Origin of the sequence: Pedobacter sp. 22226 (genome assembly GCF_052045455.1) — a bacterium.
GTDB lineage: Bacteria > Bacteroidota > Bacteroidia > Sphingobacteriales > Sphingobacteriaceae > Pedobacter > Pedobacter jeongneungensis.
Genome location: NZ_JBQEPB010000010.1, coordinates 238,308 through 264,936 on the forward strand (window position 1 = coordinate 238,308; position 26,629 = coordinate 264,936).

Genomic DNA, 26,629 nt, shown 5'->3' on the forward strand with positions numbered 1-26,629 from the left:
ATTATATGCCTAACTTTAAACCAAAATTATATACCCTTTGTAATGGGTAGCCCAGGCCATTTCCGGCCATTTCTACTTCCCATATTTTAAAGCTGCTAACAGAGAATATGTTTAAGGCACTTACATATAATCTTGCGCTGGAGAGACCAATTTTTTTAGCTAACCTTTCCGAAAAATTATAACCCAGCTCTACTTGTTTCAGCCTTAAGAAATCTCCTCTGCGTAACCACCATGATGACGGTTGTATATTGTTTGTAACCACCTCGCTGCTTAATCTTGGCCAAAAGGCATAAGAATTTCTATTGTCTTCACTCCAGTGATCTTTAGCAATTACATCCAGTAAACCTGATTGAGAACCGCCGGCAGTTGCAAATGGCGCAATACCTAAAACGTTTCCGCTATCATCACGTCTTGAACTTGGGTCGATAAAAAAGGACGAGCGTGCAGAGCCCTGGAAAAAGAAGCTAAAATCGAAACGTTTCAGGCCAAAAGAGCCACCAAAACCGTAAATAATTTCAGGCGCAGAAGGGAGGCCGAGAGGTACCACATCTTTACTGCTAATGATACCGTCGCCATTGATATCCCTGTATTTAATATCACCGGCTTTGTATTCGCCAAAATTCTGTTTAGGCGAATTTCTTACCTCTGTATCATCTGTAAATAAACGTTCGGCTATCAGGCCGTATAATTGGTTTACCGATTGATTTCTCTTGCTCAGGTTCTGTAAATCATCCGGGTAGTTTGGCTCTTCATTGTATAATAATTTACTTGCTGCATACGTAAAGTTTGCATTCAGTTTCATCCAGTAATCCTTGTTGAAATTTTTATAGTAATTAAAAGAAAAATCTATCCCCTGGCTTTTAGCCGAACCTATATTTGCCCGGGGATATACCAGACTACCACTTGAGTTAACGGTTTGTAATGCAATTAAAGACGGAATGTTTGTTCTTTCCAACAATACACTTGTTCTGTTTTGCCGGTACGCTTCAATTACAAAGTTGAAATCTTTAAATAAGGTAGTTTCTAAACCAATATTAATCTGTTTTGATCTTTCCCATGAAATTTCGGGATTAGCAAAACGGTTAACCTGAATACCTGGCCTGAAATAATTGTAATTTTCGCCAAAAACATACCCGTTTCCGGCGTTTAAATTTACTTCCGATAAGTAAAAGAAGCGGTCGGCATCAGTACCTATCTGATCATTACCGATTACACCATAACTTCCCCTGAGTTTTAAATTGGTAATCACTTTAGAATCTGCCAGGAATTTCTCTTTGGATATTATCCAGGCACCACTAACTGCCGGAAAAAAACCATAGCGTTTACCAGCTGCAAAACGTTCAGACCCATTGTAACCAAAACTAAAATCGACGAGATATTTATCATTATAGGCATAATTGACCTGGCCTAAAAAGTTTAAGTTACGTTTAGGCAACGATAACTGTAAAGTAGCCGCATTACCGGTTAGCGACGATCTTATGGTTGTAATTAAACGCCCGCCAATAGTGTGTTTTTCCTGAAAAGTACGGTTGTAATTAATCACTCCTTCACCATACATGGTTTGGCTCACGTTTTTATCGCCCGGCTCATAAGTTAAATATTCGGTAGCAACAGAGCCAATTTGGGGTAAACCTGGGATGGTCTGATTCAGTTGTAATAATGTAGTTTGCCCGTCTAACGTTCTGGCCTGATAATAGAACGGACTATACCTGCGGATTAATGTAAAATTGTTATCCCTTTGGGTAAAACCCATTATCCTCGCTGTTAAGCCGGGCGTTATTTCTTTTAAATCCTGATTGATGGTGATTTGCGGGATCAGCTGTGATCTGTTATATTGCTGAAAGCCTGAAACAGATTGGGCAAAAGGATTTAAATATAAAGTATTGGTTGAATTTGGCAATAAAGCACTTCCAAATAAGGGATGTTGCAGATATGGCAAATAACTTTGGGGGTAAACTGCCGGAAAGGCAACCGGATTACTTGCAGAGGCTAAGGTAAAAATTCTGGATCCGCCACCTACAGGAGAGTTATTAGAATCGAATACGCCCCTGGCACTAATCAGTGCTTTTGTGGTTTTGGTAAGTTTAATGGTAATATTCGATAACAGGGAGTAGGAGCGGGCTTTTACATTGCTGTTAAAATTGTTAAAATCAGACTCTTTTAGTAGCCCGTTATTTTCATCGTAGGTTAAACTGACATAAAAATTGGCCTTATCGTTACCACCGCTCACATCTAAATTGGCAGCATAATTATGGGTATAATCTTTAATCAATAAGTCTACCCAGTCGTTATTAGGATAAAGGATGGGATCGCGGCCTGCTGCCGTATTATCAATTTTATTGCCGTCATAAGGCGTTTGCCCGTTTGGGTCGCGTGTTGATACTGCTTCATTGGCCAGGCGCATATAGGTAATGTTATCGGCTAGTTTATAGCTTTTGGTATTGCCCGATATCCTGTTTTCTACTCTTAAATTTATTCTGGTAGGCCCTTCGGTCCCCATTTTAGTTGTTAATAATAACACCCCGTTTGCACCTCTTGAGCCATATAAAGCTGTTGCAGCAGCATCTTTTAACAATGAAAAGTTATCGATATTATCTGGCTGTAAGCGGGCCAGATCAGTAGGGGTACTTTCAATACCATCAATATAGATTAACGGATCTTGTTTCCCTGCGCCAAATGTACCCACGCCCCTTACAAAAAAGTTGGCATTGTCTTGCCCGGGCTCGCCGCTGCGCTGAAAAGCAATAATACCGGGGATGCGTCCGGCCAGGGTTGTTGTAAGGTTACTGGTTGGCCCTTTCAGGTCTTTTGCACTAATGGTAGTTACCGATCCTGTAAGCGAACTTTTCTTTTGTGTACCAAAAGCAACCACGGCAACTTCCTGTAAAGAATTCTGGTCATCTTCTTTTAATACCACATTGAGTGCTTTCGCATCGTTTGCGGCTATTTCGAAAGTGGTGTAACCAACAAAGCTAAATCTTAATCTGGCACCTGCCGGTTTAGGGATTTGAACAGTATAACGACCTTCATTATCGGTTGTTACGCCAACGTTCTGTCCAATCACCCCTACGCTAACACCTGCGAGGGGTTGTTGTTCTGCATTTCGTACTGTTCCTTTAACAATGGTTTTCTCTTGCGAAAAAGCCACTGCTGTAAGAAACAGCATGAAACAAAATAGGAAAATTTTCTTCATACAGTTTATATAGTTTTTTGGTTAAAAAACATCAGATTACTCCGCTACAGTTTATAGTCTTTGTAATCAAATGTTTACTTATGCTAAAATTACGTGGGGCTTAAATCCTTTTGTAAAACTATATTTGGAATTATTTAAACTTTTTTACCTTAAATAACTGTATTTCCTTATTTATCATTAATTTAGTTTACTAATTATGGTTTTTTTTCAAATATTATGAGGTCTGAACTTATTAATGTTAACCATTCGGGAAACAAATCTGTCCGTATAAAACACATCGATAATAACCGGTTGATTTCGTCTTTCCATTTTCATGATATGTGCGAACTGGTTTGGATTGAGCGGAGCCATGGCAAGCGGATTGTTGGCGACCATATCGGGAATTTTGAAGATGATGATCTGGTACTGATGGGACCAAATCTTCCCCATATCTGGCAGAACGATAAGAGTTATGAAGATATTAGCGATAAGTTGGTGAAATCTACCGTGATTTATTTCAGTGTCGATTTTTTTTCGTTGTTAACCGACGATCAAAGCGTTCTAACCCTGGTTGAAGACCTGGTTTCGAAAGCTTCGAGGGGGCTGGCTTTTGAAAAAGATACCAGTAAAAAAGTAAAGGCTATTCTACTCGGACTGGAAAATAATGATGGCTTTGAGAACATCATTGCTGTAGTCGAAATTATTAAGATACTGGCCAGGGCAAAAGATTTTAAATATTTATCCAGCATTACCTTTAAAAATCAGTATGATGAAAAGGACAGCAACCGGATTAATAAAGTGTACCAGTTTCTGATGAAAAATTTTCATAACGATATACACCTTAATGAGGTAGCCGAATTATGCAATATGACCCCCAACTCTTTTTGTCGCTTCTTTAAAATGAGGTCGCAAAAGTCATTAACCCAGTTTATCAACGAAATAAGGGTAGGGCATGCCTGTAAATTACTGCAATCGGAAGATTACTCCATTGCTGATGTATGTTATGCCAGCGGATTCAATAATCCAACTAACTTTAACAAATTTTTTAAGGCCATTAAAGGAATGAAACCATCCGAATATAGAAACAGGCTGAATAATTAGGGTAGATTGGTTTGTTGGTCATTGGTTTATTGGTCATTAATCATTAGTCATTGGTCATTAGTTTATTGTTCATTGATTATTGATCATTGGTTCATTGGTTTTTGATTATTAGTCATTGATTATTGTTCATTGGTTTTTGCTCGTACACCTCTAATGTCTTAATTTTCTTAACTTCTTAATGGTCAGCTATTACAAGCTAATAATTTTGCGTTAATTGATTTCAAACGAATTTTTTTAACTAAAGATTCCCGGCTAAGGGCTTTGGACTAAATTAATTGCCGCTCTCTCAGCTTTTTCGTATTATTGATATATGACATCCCAAAGATTACTTTTCTTTTTATTGATCTGTATATTTTCACTCGGTAGCATTAAGCTTTGTGCACAGCAACATGATGCCTTGAAACATACTGTTGTTGATAGCCTGCCAAAAAGTTTTGTAAACCGCATGCAGGAATTTGCAAAGAAATCTTCAGAAGAAAGTATCTCTGATTTCGATGCCGATAAAGCCACCATTGCGCAGATCAAAATTTTTGATGAGCTTAAGCGTGTATTGCAAAAAGCAAAAATCTACCTTAAGAAAGATCTCGATACAACAGGAACAAAAACTGAACTTAAAGAAATAGAAGCCGATTTTAGAATTGCCGGAGACGGTGTTTTTGTAAACAGGGGAACAGCACAAACTTTCCGAAACCTGACCGCAACTCCTAAAATCCTTTTTGAACTCGAAAATAAGGCAGTTAAGCGGAAAGCCGGTTTGGATGCCAGTCAAAGCGCATTAAATAATTTCCGCTATCAGCTCGATTCGCTTTCCAGTATTCCTGCATTGTTTAAATTTCCAAAAGATTCGGTTAGCCTGATGCGCTACCTGAAAAAGATTGTGGTGATTGCTTACGAAGTTAAACCCATTGATAGTGCCCTTAAAGAAGCAAATGGTAATATCCAAACCCTGATTAATCAGGTTAACCTCACCGTTTTCAGGCTGCAAAGTAGTTCAGAAGAAATAGAATCGTACCAGAAAGCCATGGCTGAGAATGCCTACCGACGTGATTTCGGGAATATATGGGATCGTGAAGGTTATTACAGGCCTTTTAACGAGATTTTATCACATTCAATGGTGAAAGGCTTACTTACACTTGGTTTTTATGCGGAAAATAATCAGGGACGTATGATTATCTTGTTATTGCTGATCGCTATCTGTTTTATTTACCTGCGTTCGCTAAAAAATATTTACCTCGAAAGGGCACTCTTAAATCCCGGTTTCGAAAACCAGCTTGTTTTAAAATATCCGCTGCTTTCGGCACTGCTAATCATCATCAGCCTGTTCCAGTTCATGTTTATCTCGCCACCATTCATTCTGAATGTGATGCTCTGGCTGGTTAGCTGTATTTGCGTAAGCCTTATTTTTAAACAGTACATCAGCAAATACTGGATGCGGATCTGGCTTATTATGGTCCTGTTTTTCTTTTTTGCCGCTTTTGGTAACCTGATACTACAGGCATCTAGGATGGAAAGGTGGTTAATGCTGGGCGGTTCGCTTATTGGCTGTATTGCCGGGGGCATTGCTTTAATTTTAGGGCCAAAGAATCAACTCAGGGAAAAATGGATCACTTATTCCATCGGATTAATGGTGGGATTGGAAATGGCTGCCACCATTGCAAATCTGTTCGGAAGGTATAATCTTGCAAAAGCATTGTTTATCAGCGGTTTTTTGAATGTAGTTATTGCCATCCTGTTCCTATGGACAGTAAGGTTGATTAATGAGGGATTATCGCTCGCGTTCAATGTATATTCGAGCCCTAACCGGAAATTGTTTTACCTCAATTACGAAAAAGTAGGTAGCCGGGCCCCTGTGTTGTTTTATGTGCTTTTAATCATCGGCTGGATAATCTTGTTCGGGCGTAATTTTCCGGCATTCGCATACTTATCACGTCCGCTTATTGAGTTTTTTAGCCAGGACCGCACCATTGGCAATTATACCTTTAGTATTAATAATTTAGTGCTGTTTTTTGGTATTATGGCCATTGCCGTGATTATTTCGAAGGTTGTATCTTTTTTTGCTTCCGATTGGCATCTGGATAAAAGTCGTGGCGATAAATCCAAAAAACAGGGTATTGGAAGTTGGCTGCTGCTGGTCAGGATTTCGATATTGAGCCTCGGGCTTTTCCTGGCTGTAGGCGCTGCGGGTATCCCAATGGATCGTTTTACCATTGTTTTGAGTGCTTTAGGCGTTGGGATTGGTTTTGGATTACAAACATTGGTAAACAACCTGGTGAGCGGTTTAATTATTGCTTTCGAAAAACCGGTAAACGTTGGCGATATTGTTGATGTAGACGGCCAGGGCGGTACCATGAAATCGATTGGTTTCAGGAGCAGCATCATAGCTACCTGGGATGGCGCCGATGTGGTAATGCCCAACGGCGATCTGCTCAATTCACATTTAATCAATTGGTCGCTGGGCGGCAACCGGAAAAGAATTTCGATTGTAATTGGTATAGCCTACCACACCGATCTTGAAAAATGCAGGCAACTGCTTAAAGAGCTGCTGGAAAATGAAGAACGTATTTTGAAAAGTCCTGCCCCAGTAATTCAGTATGAACAGTTTGGAAACAGTGCCATCGATTTAAAGATATATTTCTGGACAAAACACATTGCTGACGCTTTACCTACGCGTAGCGACCTGATTATAGTCATTAATAAGACTTTTAAAGCTAACAATATCGATATTCCATTTGCACAACAGGATATACACCTCCATTATCCTGACAAGGATAAAAACGACAATGAATAGTGTCTGATTTCTTAATGGCGCTTACAGCTTGCTTAAAAAACGGTTAAAAAAAAGCAAATTAGTGCAAATCGATTTAAACGTTTATTTATAATTTTGTAAACAAAGTTTACAAATACTATTTCTTAGCATTTTAAGCTGGCATTGTAAAGTAGTCCCTAACTAATACAAAAAGCGAATAAGTAATGGAGTCAAATCCCGTACAGCAGAGCAATCAATCTGCCTTTGATGCCCTGGATATCTGTTGTAGGATTATTATCCGGAAAATGGCCTCAACAGCGATCGAAGAATGGCGTGTATCCGATTACAACCGGCTGAGCAGTCAGCTGGGCAAACAAACCAAAGTGTACTTAAGTGTAAATACGCTTAAAAGATTGTTCGGTCAATTAAAAACGCCGCAGCGCTATTTTCCGCAAAAGGCTACCAGAGATGCCTTAGCACAGTTTATTGGTTACCGCGATTGGCAGGAATTTGAACTTGTAAATTCAGTACAAACTATTGAGCCAAAGCCAAAACCCGTTATTTTTGAGCCCGAAAAAGAAATTTTGCACAAAGCACCGCAAAAAAAACGCAGAAAATATATTTACACAGGCCTTTCTGCTTTTTTATTAATCATTTTAACCGGGGGCTTCTTTATTCTCAATTCAAAAGATATTGCTTCCGAAACAAAACTGATCTGCGAAAATCCTTATGGCAATGTACCGCATACCGCCGTGTTTAAATTAAAGTCTAAATTACCGCAGGATAGCGACGAAGAATTTAAGATCGATTTTATGGACGAGGCGCTTCAGTCGCCCATAAGTGGCAAAAAAGAAATTGCCAAGTTTTTCAGAAATCCCGGTGTAGTATATGCCACGCTTTTATATCATGATAAACCGATAGATACTGTTTCGGTTTACATGCAAACAAAGGGATGGGTAGCCAATTCGGGTAACGATACCTCAAGGGCATTCCCTATCGCCAGACTTAAGGCTTTAAATCCTAAAAACATTTATGTTTCGAAAGCGCAGCTGGATTCTGCCGGATTAGCCACCAACAAACCTTTTTTAGTGGGCTTTAGTAATGTTAAACCATCCGGTATCAGTGGCGATAATTTTTCTTTTACCTGTAGGGTTTTTTCGGAGCAGAGCCGGCCGGGCACACAATGTGTAGAAACTACCGTTATTATTCTGGGCGAAAAACACCGCCATCTTTTAACGCTTAACAGAAGCAACTGCGTGGCTTTTTCCCAGTATAAATTCTCTGAGAAGCGGGTAATCGGGGCCGAACAGTTTTTAGGCGCACTCGCTTTCGACCCCAGCAACGGAGGCGATATAGAAATCAGGGTGGTAAATAAGAAGGCTTCGGTAATGCTGAATGGTAAAAAAGTGCTTACTACCAGTTATGAAAAATCTATAGGTAAGGTAATGGGCATTAAGATTTTATTTAGCGGTATTGGTAAGGCTGTTTCTCCAAAACTACAGGATTTATCTACCAGAGAAATCTTTTGATCCGGCATTATATAACAGTCTGTTTAATACTACTTTTTTAAGAAAATTCTCCATCCATTTTGCTTTTTATATTTGTGTTATCGACTCATTATTAATGGGTTGTGTGTACATTTTTTTGTCTTTTATTTGTACGGACAAACATGTTATTCTCGTTTTTATTTCACTTTATCTTAGAGGGAACCAAATAAAACGGAGCTTTTAACCAAATAGATTCTTCCGGTCAGATAAACAAAATCAAACAACTATATGAGAATTAATTACCTGTTATTGGGAGGAATGCTGCTTACCGGCTATGGAAATAGCTATGCCGCTGCAAAATTTTCTCCTTTGATAAGTCATGAACCTAAGGGGAAGGCTTATTTTTCATTTGATAAAACAAATGCAAGATTTCTGAAAGTCTCCGGTGTGGTAAAGGATGAGCTCGGCACGCCATTACCCGGAGTTTCGGTAAAAATACTTGGAAGTAAAAAGGGCGTTGTAACCGACGGTAAAGGCTTTTACTCCATCGATGTTGAACCGACTGATCAGCTGGAATTTATTTTTGTTGGCTACAAAAAATATACGGTGGCTGTACGCAATAAAATAGATATAAATGTAACCCTGGAGCCGGAAGAAGGCAGTTTGCAGGAAGTTGCCATTGTGGCCTATGGCAAGCAGAAGAAAACCAGTTTGGTAGGTGCACAGGTAACTGTAAAGGCCGAAGAACTGAAACTTCCGGTTAGAGATCTTGCCTCAGCCATTGCAGGCCGTATGGCTGGTGTGGTAGCCTATACCAGAAGCGGTGCACCCGGTGCAGATGCCACCTCAATTTTTATCCGTGGTATCGGTACTTTCGCATCAAGCCCGCAGGCACCGCTTTTAGTGGTAGATGGAGTGCCCGACCGTAGCATCAATAATATTGATCCTGAGGATATCGATAACTTTACCATTTTAAAAGATGCTGCATCAACCGCAATTTATGGTACAAGAGGTGCCAACGGTGTCATTATCATCAACACCAAAAAAGGGAAAATAGGGAAGCCACAGATCAATGCAGAATTTAATCAGGCCGTTAATAAGTTTACCGATCTGCCAACCTTTATAGATGGTCCAAACTTTATGCAACTGTATAACGAAGGATTAACCATGCGTGGCAGAACACCATTGTACACGCAGGCCCAGATTGATAAAACCGCAAGCGGCGTTGATCCGGATTTAAGCCCGAATGTGAATTGGTACGATGTATTGTTTAACAAATATGGTCAGAATAAACGCGCAACCTTAAACATAAACGGAGGTTCTGAAAACTCTACCTATTACATTTCTACTGGTTATTTTAGCGAAACAGGTTTGTTTAAAACAGACGATGTACAGAGTTATAACTCGGCCCTTAAATACGACAGATTTAATTTTACCAGTAATCTTGATGTAAATGTAACCAAAACGACTAAACTGGCTTTAGGTATTAATGGATTTATAGGCACGCGGAACCAGCCAAACTACGGTACCGATGCCATTTTTGCCCTTGCAACATCATCTGCTCCGCATGTTATTCCGCCACGCTATTCTAACGGGCAATGGCCTCAGCTGGCAGGTACTTTATTTAGTCCATACATGGCTTTAACACAATCGGGCATTACCAATAACTCTACGGGTACCGTCCGTTCTAACCTTAAAGTAACACAGGATCTTAGCATGCTGGTAGAAGGCTTAAACTTTTCAACCATGTTTGCATTCGATTTAAATAATACCATTAATTACTCAAGAGGAAGAACATTGCAAACCTATTGGGCAACCGGCCGCAATGCCGATGGAAGTTTAATTACCCAGATTACTACACCCGGAACAAACGATTTAACTTTTGGAACAAGCCGTTATGGCGATAAACGTTTTTATACCGAAAGTTCTTTAAATTATTCGCGCAAATTTGGCGATCATGATATTGGCGGGCTTTTATTGTTTAACCAATCCAACTATACCGATGCTACCGTTAATGTAGAAAACTATGGTTACAAGGCAGCCATTCCATACCGCCAGCGCAATATCAACGGAAGGGTAAGTTATGGTTATAAAGACAAGTATTTTGCTGAGGTGAGTGCTTCTTATTCCGGTTCTGATGCGTTTATTCCCGATAGAAGATACGGCTTCTTCCCGGCTGTTGGTGCAGGCTGGATTGTATCGAACGAAAAATTCTTTAAATCAGTTAAAAATGTAGTGTCTTATTTTAAATTGAGATATAGCTACGGTGTATCGGGTAACGCGGCAGTAAGCAATCCCGATTTCAGATTTTTATACTTAACCACGCTGGCTAATAGCGGTTCATACACTTTTGGCGAGCCGGGCTCAACTTTGGGCTTTACAGGTTATAGCGAATCGCGTATTGGCGGTGATGTGAAATGGGAAAGTTCTTACCGCAACAACCTGGGTATAGAACTAAACTTTTTAAACAACGATTTACAGTTAATTGTAGAGTTGTTTAAAGAAAAACGAGAAGGTATTTTATTGCCTAACCTGGTAATTGCTTATAACTCAGGTTTTACATCAGGCAATATTCCTTACAATAACATCGGCCGTACCAAAAATAAGGGTATCGATGCAACCTTAAATTATACCAAAAACTTTAACGATGATAGTTTTGTGAGTTTTAGGGGAAGTTTTAATTACAATAAAAATTTAGCGGTTTTTGATGGTTTGCCACCCTGGCGTTATGATTACCTGAACAGGATAGGACAGCCCATTAGCCAGCGTTTTGGTTACATTGCAACTGGCTTGTTCCAATCGCAGGATGAGATCGATAATGCTGCTGTTCAGTCGGGTGATGTAAGGGTAGGCGATATTCGTTATAAAGATTTAAACGGTGATGGTATCATCAATTCAAACGACCAGACGGCGATAGGTTATGGTGCTACACCACGCATCATTTACGGTTTAAATTTTGGCGGTGGTTATAAAGGATTTGATATTGCCTTGTTCTTTCAGGGAGCTGCACTGGTTGATTTTAACTATGCAAGCGGTTTTGGTACAACACCTTTTACACAGGGCGCTTCTTACGGTAACATGTACACCCAGGTATTAGACAGGTGGACACCTACCAATCCAGATCCCCGTCCGTTTTACCCGCGTTTATCTACCAATCAGGATGCCACCACCAATTATTACACCAGCACCTGGTGGATCCAGCGGGCAGATTACCTGCGTTTAAAAAGTGCTGAAATCGGATATACCTTTAAAGGCGAATGGATGAAAAAAGCAGCCATCAAAAAAATCAGGGTATTTACCAACGGAACCAACCTGCTTACATTTTCTCCATGGAAATTCTGGGATCCGGAACTTGGTGATGGAAGAGGGGCAACCTATCCAAACATTACCACTTACAATTTAGGTTTACGCGTTAATTTTCAATAAATCATCATGAAAAAAATTAAGATAAAATTACTGGCATTTATGGCATTATGCCTGGTTTTTTTGTTGCCTGTGGGTTGCAAAAAAGGTTTCTTTGATGCTGTACCCGATAATCTGGTTACGGTAGACGGGGTGTTCCAAAACAGGGCGCAAACCGAAAGGTGGCTTGCTGGATTATATTCGTCCATTCCTGATCCATGGGATATGCCCTATAACTACATTACTTCTATTACTACCGATGAAATGGATGCCAGTAACTGGACCAATCCCCCGATTAACAGTGGCGCGCTTAATGCCGATCAGAATTCGTCGGGCATGAATGCTTTTTACGAAAAAATCAGGTTATGTACTATTTTTTTAGAAAACATCGATCGTAATGAAGAAATTAAGGCACTATCAAACGGTGCTGATTTAATTAAACAATATAAAGGCGAAGCACAGTTTCTACGCGCTTATTACTATTGGATATTTATGAAACAGGTTGGTCCGGTGGTAATTGCGCCGTTAAAAGCAGCAACACCCGAAGATAACTTCCAGATTCCGAGAAGCTCCTGGGATGAGTGTGTGGCTTTTGTGCTTTCACAGATGACTGAAGCTGAAAGTAAGCTGCCTTTAAACAACTATATCAATGGCACTTCCGATCTGGATGTAACCAAAGCAGGCAGGATAAACAAGATTATTGTGGCAGCGGTAAAATCTCAGATATTATTGTACCATGCCAGCCCCTTATTTAACGGAAACACTGAGTTATCAGATTTTAAAAATTTAGATGGCAAACAATTGTTTAATCAAACTTACGATGCAACAAGGTGGAAAGCTGCTGCAGATGCTGCCAAAGCCGCTATCGATTTGGCTGAAGCAAACGGAAAAGGAATTTACAAGGTAACCAACACTACACCTTTCAGAGCGGCATTTTTATCGTGCAGGGATTTATATTGGAGTGGCTGGAAAACGGAAGGGATCTGGTTAAGAACATCAACTGCAACATCCGGTGCCTGGGAATCATCAGCAGTGCCGCGTTCTACACAGGGAACGGGTTACAATGGACTTGGTGTGGTACAGAGCCTTGTAGATGATTTTAGAATGGCCGATGGAAGCAACATCAGTGCCAGTGCCATTTATAAAGAAAATACCTATACATCAGCAGGGAACGAATACTATGTGGCAGGTACCAATACCATGTACACCAACAGGGAGCCACGGTTCTATGTAGATGTTACCTTTAATGGAGCGGTAAACCCGGGAGTGGCCAAAACCGGTGCAAATAATGCCAGGGTTGAGTTTTTTAATACAGGAACTTCTGGTAAAGCAGGTGTACCAAGAGACTGGCCAAAAACAGGATATACCGCCAGAAAAAATATCCATCCAACATTTAGTATGAATCCTTACGTTGCCGTGGCCCGTCCGGCAATGTTAATCAGGTTGGCAGAATTATATTTAAACTATGCAGAGGCACTCAACGAATCAGATCCGGGAAATCCAGATGTGCTGAAATACCTTAACCTGATCAGAACCCGTGGCGGATTGCCTGAACTCACTAATGGAATAAGCCAGGGCGATTTACGCAATCAGATCAGGCTGGAGAGAAGAATAGAGCTATGTTACGAAGGCGGCAACAGGTATTACGACGTGCGCCGGTGGAAAATTCCAAATCAACCGGGATCAAACCAGGGGGGCGCATTTTATGGCATGAACATGGATGCCGGTACAAGTTTATCCGACCCTAATTTCCATGTCCGTACCATTGCCTTTACCAGGGCTACCTGGCAGCGTAAATTTTATTTTCTTCCTTACGGTCAGAATGAAATGGACAGAAATAAGCAATTGGTTCAATTCCCGGGGTATTAAAATACATCAATCATGAATATCAAAAATATAAGTTACCTGAGTATTATAGCTGCTGCATGGATTGCATCAGCAGGTTGCAAAAAAAATACTGCATACGAAGAAGAAACTGATTCGAAAGATAAGACCCAGATTTTTGTGGCAAAAGCAAATGTTGGCCTGCAGAATTTAAGTATCTTCCCCTATACCGATGAAGCCAGAACCTTTAAGTTTAATGCACAGTTCGGTGGCCTGGGTTTACCTAAAAACCCGATAAATGTTACTTTTGAAATAGATAACAAAGCTTTCGACAGTTTAAACGTAATCAGGAAAAATAATGGTTCGGCCCTTTACGAGCGGTTTCCTGCCGATTCGTACTCGATTGATAAATTGAATGTTACCATCCCGCAGGGAGGGGTTTCATCAGATTTTATAACCCTTAAATATTTCTCCAGAAAGTTCGATCCGGCAAAAGATTATCTCTTGCCCGTTAGCGTAAAAAATGCTTCAGGTTATCTGATTAACCCAACAGTAAAAACTGCTTTTATTGTGGCGCCAAAGTTAACCGCTGTTCTTGCCTCTAAAACAGGATGGAGCGCTACGGCAGATACAGAAGAACTTACCGGAGAAGGAGCGGTAAACGGAAGAGCTGCGGCAGCCATTGATGGTGATGTAAATACGTACTGGCACTCTTCATGGAGTCTTTCTGAGCCTCCTTTTCCACATTGGATAAATGTAGATATGAAAACGGCCATTTATGTTACCCGTGTAGATCTGGCACCAAGGCAAAATTACAATACTGGTTTTACCAAATTCGATTTAGATGCGAGTTTAGATGGTACAACCTGGGTTTCGCAGGGCAAAAACCTAACAATGGATCCAGTGGTGAAAAGTTACCAGTCCTATCCGCTTTCTACACCGGCACTTTACCGGTACATTAAAATAACCATGTTAAACGCGGCATCTGCAACAACCAAATCAACACACCTGGCTGAGGTTAATGTTTACCGCTATTAAATTTACCAAATGAGGCTTTAATCGCTAAATTACCCTCTCTCTGTTAAGGTAGTTTCTGAAACCGGAAACTACCTTTTTATTTTAAACTATTTATTCCCTGCTTTTTTAGCCCGCTCAATTTTCGAAATGTCCTGAAAGTCAGAATCGAGTACCCATCCCCAGCGTAAGGTGGTATCTTTTACCAAATACCGGTCGTAAAAATTCACACCTCTTTTATCCGCATATTTATACAGGTCGAATTGGGTTCCTTTGCCAAAAACGCGTGGATCTGACTGTTCTTTTAAAAGGGCCAGTAATTTATTTCTCAGCTGTGCCGATCTGTTTTTTTGCAAAGGATTTGTTATCAGGTTATTCAGGCAGGCAGGATCTTTTTTAATGTCATACAATTCTTCATTATTACGTTTTCCGAAAGACCATAACCAGTAATTAAAATCATTATTGGTTGCATAAACTGTATTTAAACAAGCCGTTTTGGTTGGGCCTCCATCTACATTTAAGTAACCCGTTTCAGGGTTTCCGGCTGGCCACCTTTCAGGCTCGAAATTTTTTATAAATAAATAGTTTTCCTGAAAAATTGCCCTGATGGGATAACCCACATCGTTCGGGCGGCCAACATCATGTCGTTCTTTACCCACCAGTACAAAATTCCGCTTTGCAGAAACCTTTTCTTTATCTGCGCTAAAAATATCCGCAAAACTTTTTCCGGTAATGGGTTTCATCTTGTTTTTACCGGCAGGAACTTTGGCCAGATCCAAAAAAGTTGGGGCAAGATCGATAAAACTGATAAAATCTTCTACTTTACGGCCTTTGTGTGCAATGCCATCGGCCCACATCATGGCAAGCGGAAGGTGATTGGAATATTCATAAGCCTGTCCTTTAACCCGCGGAAAAGGCATCCCATTATCAGAAGTAACCACAATGAGGGTATTGTGCAATTCGCCCTTATCTTCGAGCATTTTCAGCATTTTGCCCAGTTGTTTATCGAAATATTCAATTTCAAAAGCATAATCCAGTAAATCGGTCCTTACCGAATCTGTTTTAGGCCAGAAAGGATAAATTTCTGCATTCGGAATGTCGGTAAGATTTTTTCCTCCTTTAGTAATGCCCGAGTTAAATTCGTATCCGCGGTGGGGTTCTAAACCTCCGTACCAAAAAAAGAAGGGTTTATCGCCTGTTCTATTTAAAAATGAACTGAAATTGGCTGCATAATCTATATTGCTGATTTGATTGGTTGGCGGGATTGTTTTTAACTGATTAAAGGCTTTTACCAGCATCTCGCGTGGGGTGCCATCTGCGTTTTTTGCTACAACAGGCGCCACCCCTTTTCCGGTATAACCTACTTCATATCCGTTTTGGGCCAGAACCTCTGCAAACGATGCAAATTTTGAGGGAAAGTAAGACCAGTGGTTACCGGCTTCTTCCAGCTGCCAGGAGTTTCGTCCGGTAATGATACAGGAACGTGACGGTGCACATTTAGCATTAGGTGTATAAGCATTTTTAAACAGAAGACCATCCCTGGCAATCCGGTCGAAATTTGGTGTTTTTACCCATTTGCAGCCATAAGCCCCTATGTGCTGGTACGTAACATCATCCATAATGGCGAAAAGGATGTTGGGGCGCTGAGCAGGCCGATCTTTTCTATATGTAAACGATAAAATGATAATACCGGTAAAAACGATGCCTGCAATGCTTAAGGTATATTTTTTCATAAGTAGGTATGGCAAAAAAGGGGAGACAAAAAGCCACCCCCGTTCATTAATTATTAATTTTTATTCTTTTATAAGGCTTGTACTTTCAGCACCACGCTCGTTCTGTAGGCATTAACTTCCGGATTAAAACCCACTTTCATTAAAAAATCACCAGAATACACTTTCGCATTATCAACCGGCGATTTAGTTCCAGGATAAAGGTTAATTTCTTCTATTTTGTACTTTTTAGCCGGATCCAGCCCCTTTAATTTAACCGGTAAAATTACCCCATTGGTAAAAAGCGTAGCTACATAATAATTAAAAACAATTGCCTGGTCCTGAGCATCGTTTACATAGGCAATTGAGGCTATTTTATTTTCGTAAGGGTCCTGTAAGCGGTATTGCTGACCATGCCAAATAATATCTTTAAAACTGTTATAGGTTTTAACCGCATTCTGGCTAAAGAGCAGGTCGTTTTTACTCAGTTCATTTACACGTACATCGTAGCCCAGTTTGCCCATCATGGCCACATCAGTTTTAAATTTAATGGGTTGTTTACCCATGTCGGTAATGTGGTTATCAACCGCAACAGAGGGGAAGTAATAAGAATATTCCCACTGGATAAAGATGCGGTCGTAAGGATTGGTATTGTCGCTTGGCCAAAATTCGGTGAAGTATTTAAGTGCAGCATAATCAACCCTTGAGCCTCCGCCGGCACAGAGCATCATCGGGGTTTTAGGATATTTTTTCCTGATTCTTTCCAGCACGCTATTTAAACCCCTGATGTATTCGATGTAAAAATGATCCTGGTTTTTTAAAGTGGGAGAATTGGCGTTGTAGATCAGCGAGTTGCAATCCCATTTGATAAAGGCAAGTTCCGGAACCTCCTTAAAAATATCATCAACTGTTTTATAAATAAAATCCTGAACCTTTGGGTTGGTTAAATCGAGCACCAGCTGGTTACGCATGTAATATTCTTTCCTTTCGGGCTGCCTGATGATCCAGTCGGGATGGTTTTCGTAAAGTTCGCTTTTGGGGTTCACCATTTCAGGCTCTATCCAGATCCCGAATTTTACACCGTTGGCAGTAGCTTCCTTGCCCAAAGTGCTGATGCCGTTTTTCAGTTTTTGCCTGTTATATTGCCAGTCGCCCAAACCAGAGGTTGATCCGTTACGCGGATATTTATTGCCAAACCAGCCATCATCCAATAAAAAAACATCAACACCCAGTTTTTTGGTGTCTTTTGTCAGTTCATTTAGTTTTTCATCATTAAAATCGAAATAAGTGGTTTCCCAATTGTTTAAAATGGTCGATCTTTCTCCCTTTCCATCCAGTAACTGGTAGTTTCGGGCCCAGTTTTGCAGGTTTCTGCTCGCTAAACCTTTTCCCTCTGAGGAGTAGGTATATACAAAACGTGGCGTAACAAAATTTTCACCCGCTTTTAAGGTATAATCTGACGAAAAATTATTGATTCCGGCAGTAATCCTTAAATAATACTCATCAAAAGTTTCAAAATCGAGTTTAAAGTTTCCTGTCCATGCCAGTGAACCGGCAATTACCTCTCCCATATCTTCGGTAGCCGGCTGATCGATCGAAACCATAAAAGAAGAGGAGTGGAGCAGGTTGGTACGGGTGCCCAGTTTCGAATCGATGGTTTTGATGCCATGCAGCAGCTGTTGTTCTTCTGATCGCATTTCGCGTGTGGCACCGCTATATTGGTTTTTTAGAAAGAATTTACGGCCACTTAGGGTAAGGTTTGCCGAAGCATATTTGTTTAGCACAACGTTTCCTTTTTCATGGTGCTTAATTTCTGCCCATTGCTCTATTATATTTTCGTTAAAATAGGCCAGGTACTTCAAAGTTACCTGAAATTTATATTTCTGATCTTTTAGTACAATGCTGGTTAATTTCCTGTTCTGATCCAGCTGTTCGGTTTTTACCTCCGAAAAGGTAAGTACAGTTGATTTATTGCCATCGGCATGAGTTACAGTTAATGCCGGTTCCATCAGGTTTAAAGATCCTGACGCGATATAAGCTTCGCGTTTATTCAAAAGATCATCAGAACCGGGTTTATATTTATCCAATGCCTGGATGCCCGGATACTCATTTGTGTTTTCGAGCTTTTTGCCGATATAGGTTGATAAGAGCGTATTGTCTTTATCGGTTTCTAAAACAAGCACGTTGTTTTTGGTTGCGATTTCTATGGTTTGTTGGGCAAAGCTGCTTAACCTTACAGCCATGAGCAGGAGGGAGAATATAAAATATTTTCTGGTCATTTATTGGGTTTATTAATTTGTTGATTTTGATAAAAATAATCATAAGATCTTATCCTAAACCAGAAGCTGTGATACAAAAGAAATGTAAACTTTTGTACGGTTAAGTAATTTGTAATGAGGTAGATATATTGGTTTTATTATAAATATGTACAAATTTTTTTAATAACCAAAGGCTATAATAAAATTGAAATGATTTACATCCTGACTTAAAATGTGTTTGAAAATCCGCATCGTTTTTTAAATTAAACCGAATTTAAGCGTTGACGGTATTTTTTCGGTAAAGAGATATTGATAACAATTATTTTACTTTTTGTTTAATATAAATAAACAAAAGTTTAGTAATTATGTATTGTAGTTTGATTTTAAAGATTGCCGGTTTATCCATTCAGGTTAAAAGTATTTAATAATGGCTTGTGTATAAGCTGGTTTGGTGGTGCACAATTTTGGTTAAATTTTGTGTGGTGCTTTAAACCACTGCTCAATCTTATCTGATTTATATTTACAATACCAATTTTACATCGAGAAATTTATTATGAGAAAAGTTTTTATCAAAGTGATGGTTTTATCCCTGCTGTCATTTTCGGCCATGGCGCAACGCAAACAGGCACATGTATTAATCATCGGCCTCGATGGCTTTAGTGCAGAAGGCTACAAAACGGCTAAACATCCTAACCTGGATAAGTTATTTGCAGATGGTGTACTTTCCCTGACAACCAGGCCGGTAATGCCATCGGTAACTTTACCCAACTGGACGAGCCACTTAACAGGCTCTGGCCCTGAGGAACACGGCATTACGGCCAACGACTGGACGCTTGAAAAACACACATTGCAGCCACTTGAAACAGATGAACAGGGTTATTACCCATCTATATTTAAAGTTTTAAAAGAAACCATCCCGTCATCAAAAACGGCTTATTATTACAACTGGAAAGAGCTGATTAATCCAATTAACAAAAAGTATCTTGATGAGGTATCGTTTGAAGAAAAAGACGAATACAAAGACAATTACCAGAAAGCTTTCGATTTTATGGTAAAGAATAAGCAAAACCCTACACTTACCTTTTTATACAGTGTGCACACCGATCATGCCGGCCATGGTTTTGGATGGATGACTCCCGAATATATTAAAGCAATTGAAGAGGCAGATGTTGCAATAGGAGCGTTGATCGAAAAATTAAAAACGGACGGGATTTATAAGGATATGCATATCCTGTTAATTACCGATCATGGAGGGATAAATAAAGGCCATGGTGGCATATCGATGGCAGAAATGCAGGTGCCCTGGGCCATTACAGGTCCGCAGATAAAGAAAGGGGGCTTAATTACTTCTTTTAACAGCAATAAAAACACCAGTTTTGTACTTGCAAAGATTTTTGGATTAACCAAACTGCCGGATGCATGGACAGGAACAATACCGAAAAATGTATTTAAATAGATTTTAAGAAGAATGCCGGCGAGGTAGGTTGCCAAAACATAAAAAGGGCAGTGGAATATCCATTGCCCCTTTTTTATTACCAGATCTTGGTATTTAATGCGGTCTGATCAATTAAGGTGTTGGCAAAACCTGTCCGTCTACCTGGAAATCATTCACACCAACACTTGTACTTCCGCTGGTTGCGGTAGCACCATATGCATATAACCTAAAGGTAACCGCAGTATTGATATTGGTTAGTGCCGATGCATTAAACGATATCGGGGTAGGTGTGGTAGTACCACTTATGGTAACAGGAGCTGCAATATTGGTGGCAAAATTATCTATGCTTGACCGAAGCACAAATGTATTCGGATGTGTGGTACCACCCCTTAGCACGGTAAACTTAATGTCACTAAAGTTAAAATAATACCCACTTACCGGTTCTAAATTGAACTCGTAGTATTCTGTAGGATCAAAAGCTGATGGCGTGCTTGCTGACGTTGCATTTGCCCAGCTGCTCACCAGATAGCGTCCGCCCGGGCCAGGTGCGCCGCCTGATAAGCCGGCAGCTGATAATGTTGAACGGGAAAAATCAGACCGTGGGGTACCTGCCACATTATCGGCCGGATTTGGCGCTGGACTGGTACTATTAACATATACAATATTTTGTGGCGCCTGGTATTTTATTTTAGGATGGATATAAACATGGCTGGTATTATTGTAAGCAGTAGGATTGGTGATATTTGATACAATAGTATAAGGGCCATCTAAATAAGCCGGATTAGCATCTGGTACGCTATTTCCCCAGATCAGGCCTGTGGTGGTAGGTGCCTGGTTGAGGTTAATGATTCTGATATCATCGTGGTAAACAGTGCGGGTGCTGTTGGGTGGCACTACATACAATCCCCATTTAATATAGCCGAAGTTTCCTGCGTTAACATCGCCGGTAAAGCTGGCATAGGCTGGTTTCTGATCTGCCAAAACAAAATCACTTTGTCCGGGTAATTTCATATAAGTACGTATATAACCCGTATTGGTAGTGGCCCAGAGTACATCTATTCTAAACTGGATCCATTGGTTTACATAAGGATGCAGATCAGTTAGGATAGTTTTAGCAGAAACATCCTGATACCTGATTCTCAGGGTGTTTTTTTGTGCACGGATCATCAGCGGAACATTTTCACCGCCCGATACCTTCAGCTGAAAAAGGTTGCTTTCGTTGGTAGGGTCGCCTTCAGTCCAAACCGGCCAGTCTTTCAGCAATACACTAAATTCATAACGGCGTTCATCACCCGGAAAATAACGTGCTGCAAGTATCGGCTGGGCATCGCTTTCACTTCTCCAGTTGCCATCAGAGTTATATCCCGAATCGCCATACACTACTTTGTGTGCTATGGCATGGTTCAGTGTGGTAGCACCCGGCGATACGATAACAGCAGCATCTGATGCAGTGGCATTGGTTGGGTTAACGCCTGTTATGCCAGAGTTGAGTGTGCCATCTTCGTAAGTTACATTTAGAATGGTATCACCATAGTTGAGGTTTGCCTGTGGTCCTGTAGCCATTTTTAAAGCCGATAATTTTACTGTGTCGGTTTGGCTGGTCAAATCCTTTTGCATTTTACTACAGGCAGATGCCAAAAATAACAGGCCGATAGCCAGGTGTTTTTGTACGTAAGCTGATCTTTTTTTCATGTGGTTCTTTTTGGTTAGTTGATAATTGTTTCTTTATAATCGCATCATCTGTTTTTAGCAGGTAAAGAAAAAGCGGCATTTTGTTAATCATTTACCGCTTTCCCTGTTATTTAACTGATGTATTGATTTCACTCTTTTTACCATCGATATTGAGGCTGAGGTTAATTCTGCCTTTTTCAAAATCGTTACCGGCGTTTTCTTTAATGGTAATTTCAGGTGCTTTATTTCCGCTGAAAGGATAAACTACAGAAACAAAAATCTGATTTCTGGTATCGTTCTTAGGTTTTTCGAACACAAAAGCCGGACGGGGCATCTCCTGGTTATACACATAAGAAACCTTGCCTTCTTCTTCCTTAAGGGTGATTTTATCTGTATTTAAAGATTGGATCAGTAAATTGTTGCCATCGCCATAAGTGGTGTACACCTTGTTTTTGGCCTGATCGAAAACCGGTTTGCTATCTTCTTTCAACTGAAAGTGAACACCAAGGTTTCCGGTGGCTTTTCCAATCGCCTGATCGATGATTAGAAAATATTGCCGGTCGATAAACAAAACCGTGCGCTGGTGGTTCAGTTCAGCATAACTTGGGTTGGTGTAGGTTAATACATCAAGGTTTTTACCGGTTTGCCATTTGTTTTGCTGCGCTTTGGTAATCACCATATTCTGGTTATTAAGGGTAAGCGTACTGTGAACCCTGGTTTGGCGGTACCAATCGCGCTTTTTATTTACTTCAGCATCGCCACTGTACAGGTAACATCCGGCATCCGGTGTAAAATTTCTGCCTTTTACCCACAGTTCGAAAGTGCCGTTATCGGGTTGTGCATGAAACTCTCCGGGAGGGCTTGCCTTTAAGATCATCACGGTAGATTGATTATTCCAGCCATTTCTGAACGTGTAGAAGCCCGCTGTTGTTAAGCCATACGATAAATAATCTGGTAAAGTGCCTTCCTTGCCATCTGTCGCAAAATACCTGATTTCTTCATTTGCGGGAAAGGCTTTAGACCATGTTGCGAAAGCTTTCATTCTTGCATCCTTCTCAACCGGCCATGAATCGCCGAACATCGGGTTATTATAGTCGGGGAACGACATGTTCGCGGTAGCTACAACCATATTTTCAATGGTTTTTACATAACTCTCCGGAAATTCTTTCTCTGATCCGGCCAGTTTAGCCGAGTTATAGGCTTTAAGGAAAATATCAATGGTAGCAACGTGATAAGTTGGCGAAAGTTCCCATTGCATCCCATCAGGATATACCTGTTTTTTAATTTCACGGTTAAGTACCTCAATACCGCTTTTGCGCCAGAACGGGGCCTGTTTTAGCTCAGGAAAAATACTACCCGCACCTAAAACACGTTGTGCCTCGAACAATAAATGATTGCCTTCTTCGCTATAATTTTTGGGAATGTAATCTGCCTGTTGATTAAAAAGGGTTAAAAATTCCAGTAAAAAAGCGGGTGTAAAGTTTGGAGAATTTACAAATAAGTTAAAAGTACCGGGGAGGGTCTGGATGCGTTCTGATACTTCCAGGGGCCTCCAGGCAAAACTATCGTTATCTTTCGATTTGCCCAAAGGATTTTTCCTGGCCCAATCCCTAAACTGAAAAATCCATTCTTTTGCGTATTTCTCATCCCCACTGCTTCTGTAAGCCATGCCCATGGGCTGCCACCAGGTAACGCGGTGTAATTGCCAGCGCACCTCGTTATCTTTTACGGGCCAAAAATCCCAGTTAATATCTGCACCGTAATCATAATAACCATAACCTTTTTGTGGCTGGAATTTATGTTCCAGGGCATTATCTGCCTTTACCTGATTCGCTTTTCCGATATCTTTACCCCTGAAACGGGCTTCATCACCTGCATTAAAATCAGGATGTTTTACCGTTTTGCGGTTGCGATAGTAATTTAACAGTTCTTTAGCTGCGGCATCGTATTCGCCGCTATGATAATGTTTCGCCACTTTTTCCAAACCGGGGTAAGTCAGGTTGACCGCATTGAAATTTTCTTTGCTGACTGGCATTTCCTGAGCTTTTACACTTAAGAAAGTTAAAATAAATGTACTTAAGGTTATGATGAATTTTACTCTCATGTTTCCGCAATTAAGATTTTGACAATTCCTTCAAATCTATTTTTTTAATTGACAGGTACCGGTTTAAAGCTTCCAGATAATAATAATCCGCATAATCTAAAGGCGTATCGATCTCCGAATTATAAAGGAAAGCCCCCACACTGTGCTTTAACAGAAAATACTGATTTTCTCCCGGACCAGCCAGGTAGGCATCAGAGGAAAGCGATTTTAAAATATCTTCGGCATAATCAACATATTTTTTGCCATCTTTTACCTGTGTACTCAAATCGAGCAGGGCAGAGGCAATTACAGCAGCGGCAGAGGCATCTCTCGGCGCAGGTTCCTCAACCCCGGTTGCATTGTGCACATCAAAATCCCAAACCGGAATTTTATCTTTTGGCATGCGTGGATGGTTCATAATAAAGGCTGCAATATGTTCGGCCTGTGCCAAAAAATGTAGGTTTTTGGTGTTTTTATAACAAATCGTGTAGCCGTAAAGTCCCCAGCCCTGTCCTCGTGCCCAGGCCGATTCATCGGTAACACCCTGATGCGTTCTTTTTGCAATGACCTTGCCTGTTTCAGGATCATAATCAACCACGTGGTAAGAACTGTAATCTTTTCTGAAATGGTTTTTCATCGTGGTAGCGGCGTGTGTAGTGGCAATATTGGCATATCCTGGATTTTTAAATTCGCCGGCAGCCCAGTATAAGTACTCAAGGTTCATCATATTATCAATGATTACCGGGTAATGCCACCAGGAGAAATCCCATGACCTGATTACGCCGATTTTTGGATTAAAACGTGCTGCAAGGTGTTTGGCGCCATCCTGTAGCGCAGGCAGATAGTTTTTATCATGGGTAATACGATAAGCATTGCCGTAAGAACAATAAAGCATAAAGCCTACATCATGCGTGTTGGTAATGTGGCGTACAGAATCGAGTGCCAGGGTAAATTTCTTTGCTTCAGCAGCCAGGTTTTTATCTCCGGTAAGTTCATACCCGTACCAAAGGCTGCCCGGAAAAAAGCCTGTTGTCCAGTCGGTTAAGCCTGCCAGTCTTACTGTGCCGTTGGGATTTACCGATCGCGGGTTTAAACCTGGTTTATAGGTAGCAGCAGCCTTGTTTAATTGAAATGTAATAATACCGGTCGTTTTTTTTAACCAGCCCGGTGGCGGGTCGTGCTGTGTTTTACCTGCATAACAATTTAAAACAAGGGTGGTAGCAAGCATGGCTAAGCAAAAAGCTTTTTTCATTGTGTGTGGATTGAAACTTTGATATGAAATGATTTGGTTATTGTAACTGTGAAATTAAGGCGATAGAAAGAGAAACACTTTTGATTATTATCAGAAATATTTTGAATTTGGTTAATCGTAGATTTTATTTCAGCAGGTATTTTCTTATGTTTATGCAGGTTATGGCATTAAATAATGTTGTTTTAATCAATTTTGAAAGGTTTTAGGCCGAAACCTAATCCGCTGGAAAAAGTTACAGCCTATTTTAGTGGCGTCGAATCAAACAGGTATTAACATTTACGATTAAGCCTTATATATGGCTTCCTTAATTATATGAACATAGAAGAATCATACGCCATCGGCATTGATGTTGGCGGCTCATCATTAAAATGTGGCGTAGTAAACCATGAGGGCGAAATTTTATATTCGACCATCATATCGCTTAAACATGCAAAAACCCAGGGAGCCATTATTGCGCTTATTGTAGAGGCTATCCAGAGTTGCGCAAAAAAGTTTAAAAACCCGGTTTTAGGCGTGGGCATTGGTTTTCCAGGCATTATTTATAACAATAAAATTATTGCCGGCGCAGATAACCTGCCTGGTTTTAAGCAGCTGGCCCTGGGCGAAATTCTGCAGGAAGTAACCCGGCATAATATCGTAATGGATAACGATGCAAATTTGATGGGACTTGGCGAAATGACTTATGGAGCAGCGAAAGAATGCAGCGATGTGGTTTTTCTTACCGTTGGCACCGGCATTGGCGGCGCGGTGATGATTGATAATAAACTTTACGGCGGTTTTAGAAACCGTGGCACCGAACTTGGTCATATCATTGTGCAGCACAACGGAGCGCCCTGTGCCTGTGGCGGGAAAGGATGTTTAGAAACTTACGCTTCGGTAACGGCCCTGATTAACCATTACAAATCGATCCATCCAAACCCGCCGGAGGAAATTGACGGAAAATACATGGTAGAAAGATTCCTCGCCCGTGAGGATTATGCCGTTGAAGCAATGGAACAGCATTTCGATTACCTTGCTGCGGGGATTATCAGCTTTATCAATATTTTTAGTCCGCAGAAAATTGTAATCGGCGGCGGTATAAGCGAATCAGGCGCTTTTTATGTGAGGGAAATAGAACGACGCATCAAAACCCTGGCGGTTCCCATTTCATCAAACCATGAGCTGTTAGCAGCGGCAAAACTGGGTAATAAGGCCGGTTTATTAGGCTGTGCAGCCAATGTTTTTCAAAAATTTAAGGCATTTGATTATGTAGAGAAATAGTCTGATCCCTGCTTAGTATGATGTTACCGGCTGGTGCTCACTGGCCGGAATATATTTAAATGCCTGCTATTTCGCTCATTATGGTATCTCTGCCAAACAATCTGTTTATTGAAACATGCTAACTGCTAACGAGTTAAAAATTATATTTCAGTTTAAACTGATAATTTTCTTTACATCACTGATATTATTTTTTACATCGTATTTAAATCTTTTAT

The 26,629-nt window shown here is 40.5% G+C and carries 14 protein-coding genes; 8 read left to right on the forward strand and 6 right to left on the reverse strand.

The annotated features are described in order from the left end of the window. Position 1: 1 nt before the first annotated feature. Entirely contained in the window at positions 2-3,193 is a 3,192-nt protein-coding gene (locus ACTJKC_RS21850) for a SusC/RagA family TonB-linked outer membrane protein (protein WP_440795295.1), read from the reverse strand. Positions 3,194-3,409: 216 nt separating this feature from the next. Here ACTJKC_RS21850 and ACTJKC_RS21855 point away from each other — a divergent pair, with 216 nt between their 5' ends. From ACTJKC_RS21855 to ACTJKC_RS21880, 6 genes are all read left to right on the forward strand, one after another. Next, positions 3,410-4,273 (forward strand): AraC family transcriptional regulator, encoded by an 864-nt coding sequence (locus ACTJKC_RS21855; protein WP_440795297.1) that lies wholly within the window; start codon positions 3,410-3,412, stop codon positions 4,271-4,273. Between the two features lie 310 nt (positions 4,274-4,583). After that, entirely contained in the window at positions 4,584-7,061 is a 2,478-nt protein-coding gene (locus ACTJKC_RS21860) for a mechanosensitive ion channel family protein (protein WP_440795299.1), read from the forward strand. A gap of 182 nt (positions 7,062-7,243) precedes the next feature. Beyond that, a complete protein-coding gene (locus ACTJKC_RS21865) occupies positions 7,244-8,548 on the forward strand; it encodes a hypothetical protein (protein ID WP_440795301.1) in 1,305 nt (434 codons plus the stop codon). 246 nt (positions 8,549-8,794) lie between these two features. Continuing rightward, entirely contained in the window at positions 8,795-11,932 is a 3,138-nt protein-coding gene (locus ACTJKC_RS21870) for a SusC/RagA family TonB-linked outer membrane protein (RefSeq protein WP_440795303.1), read from the forward strand. 6 nt (positions 11,933-11,938) lie between these two features. Then, entirely contained in the window at positions 11,939-13,777 is a 1,839-nt protein-coding gene (locus ACTJKC_RS21875) for a RagB/SusD family nutrient uptake outer membrane protein (RefSeq protein ID WP_440795305.1), read from the forward strand. 12 nt (positions 13,778-13,789) lie between these two features. Then, positions 13,790-14,770, forward strand: a complete 981-nt coding sequence (locus tag ACTJKC_RS21880) for a BT_3987 domain-containing protein (RefSeq protein ID WP_440795307.1) — start codon at positions 13,790-13,792, stop codon at positions 14,768-14,770. Between the two features lie 86 nt (positions 14,771-14,856). Here the strand turns inward: ACTJKC_RS21880 and ACTJKC_RS21885 are convergent, their stop codons facing one another. Continuing rightward, on the reverse strand, positions 14,857-16,479 hold the full coding sequence (locus ACTJKC_RS21885) for a sulfatase family protein (RefSeq protein ID WP_440795309.1): 1,623 nt from the start codon (positions 16,477-16,479) through the stop codon (positions 14,857-14,859). Between the two features lie 68 nt (positions 16,480-16,547). After that, entirely contained in the window at positions 16,548-18,734 is a 2,187-nt protein-coding gene (locus tag ACTJKC_RS21890; protein WP_440795311.1) for an alpha-galactosidase, read from the reverse strand. Positions 18,735-19,266: 532 nt separating this feature from the next. On the opposite strand from ACTJKC_RS21890, the gene ACTJKC_RS21895 reads away from it, so the two are divergent. After that, positions 19,267-20,169: an alkaline phosphatase family protein gene (locus tag ACTJKC_RS21895; protein ID WP_440795313.1), complete on the forward strand. Its 903-nt coding sequence runs from the start codon at positions 19,267-19,269 to the stop codon at positions 20,167-20,169. Between the two features lie 111 nt (positions 20,170-20,280). On the opposite strand, the gene ACTJKC_RS21900 is transcribed toward ACTJKC_RS21895, so the two are convergent. From ACTJKC_RS21900 to ACTJKC_RS21910, 3 genes are all read right to left on the reverse strand, one after another. Further along, positions 20,281-21,840, reverse strand: coding sequence for a heparin lyase I family protein (locus ACTJKC_RS21900; protein ID WP_440795315.1), 1,560 nt, complete (start codon positions 21,838-21,840; stop codon positions 20,281-20,283). A 106-nt stretch (positions 21,841-21,946) separates the two neighbouring features. Next, positions 21,947-23,923, reverse strand: a complete 1,977-nt coding sequence (gene hepC, locus ACTJKC_RS21905) for a heparin-sulfate lyase HepC (protein ID WP_440795318.1) — start codon at positions 23,921-23,923, stop codon at positions 21,947-21,949. A gap of 10 nt (positions 23,924-23,933) precedes the next feature. Further along, on the reverse strand, positions 23,934-25,154 hold the full coding sequence (locus ACTJKC_RS21910; protein WP_440795319.1) for a glycoside hydrolase family 88 protein: 1,221 nt from the start codon (positions 25,152-25,154) through the stop codon (positions 23,934-23,936). Between the two features lie 312 nt (positions 25,155-25,466). Between ACTJKC_RS21910 and ACTJKC_RS21915 the strand changes: the two genes are divergently transcribed. Further along, positions 25,467-26,414, forward strand: coding sequence for an ROK family protein (locus tag ACTJKC_RS21915; protein ID WP_440795321.1), 948 nt, complete (start codon positions 25,467-25,469; stop codon positions 26,412-26,414). Positions 26,415-26,629: the final 215 nt, after the last annotated feature.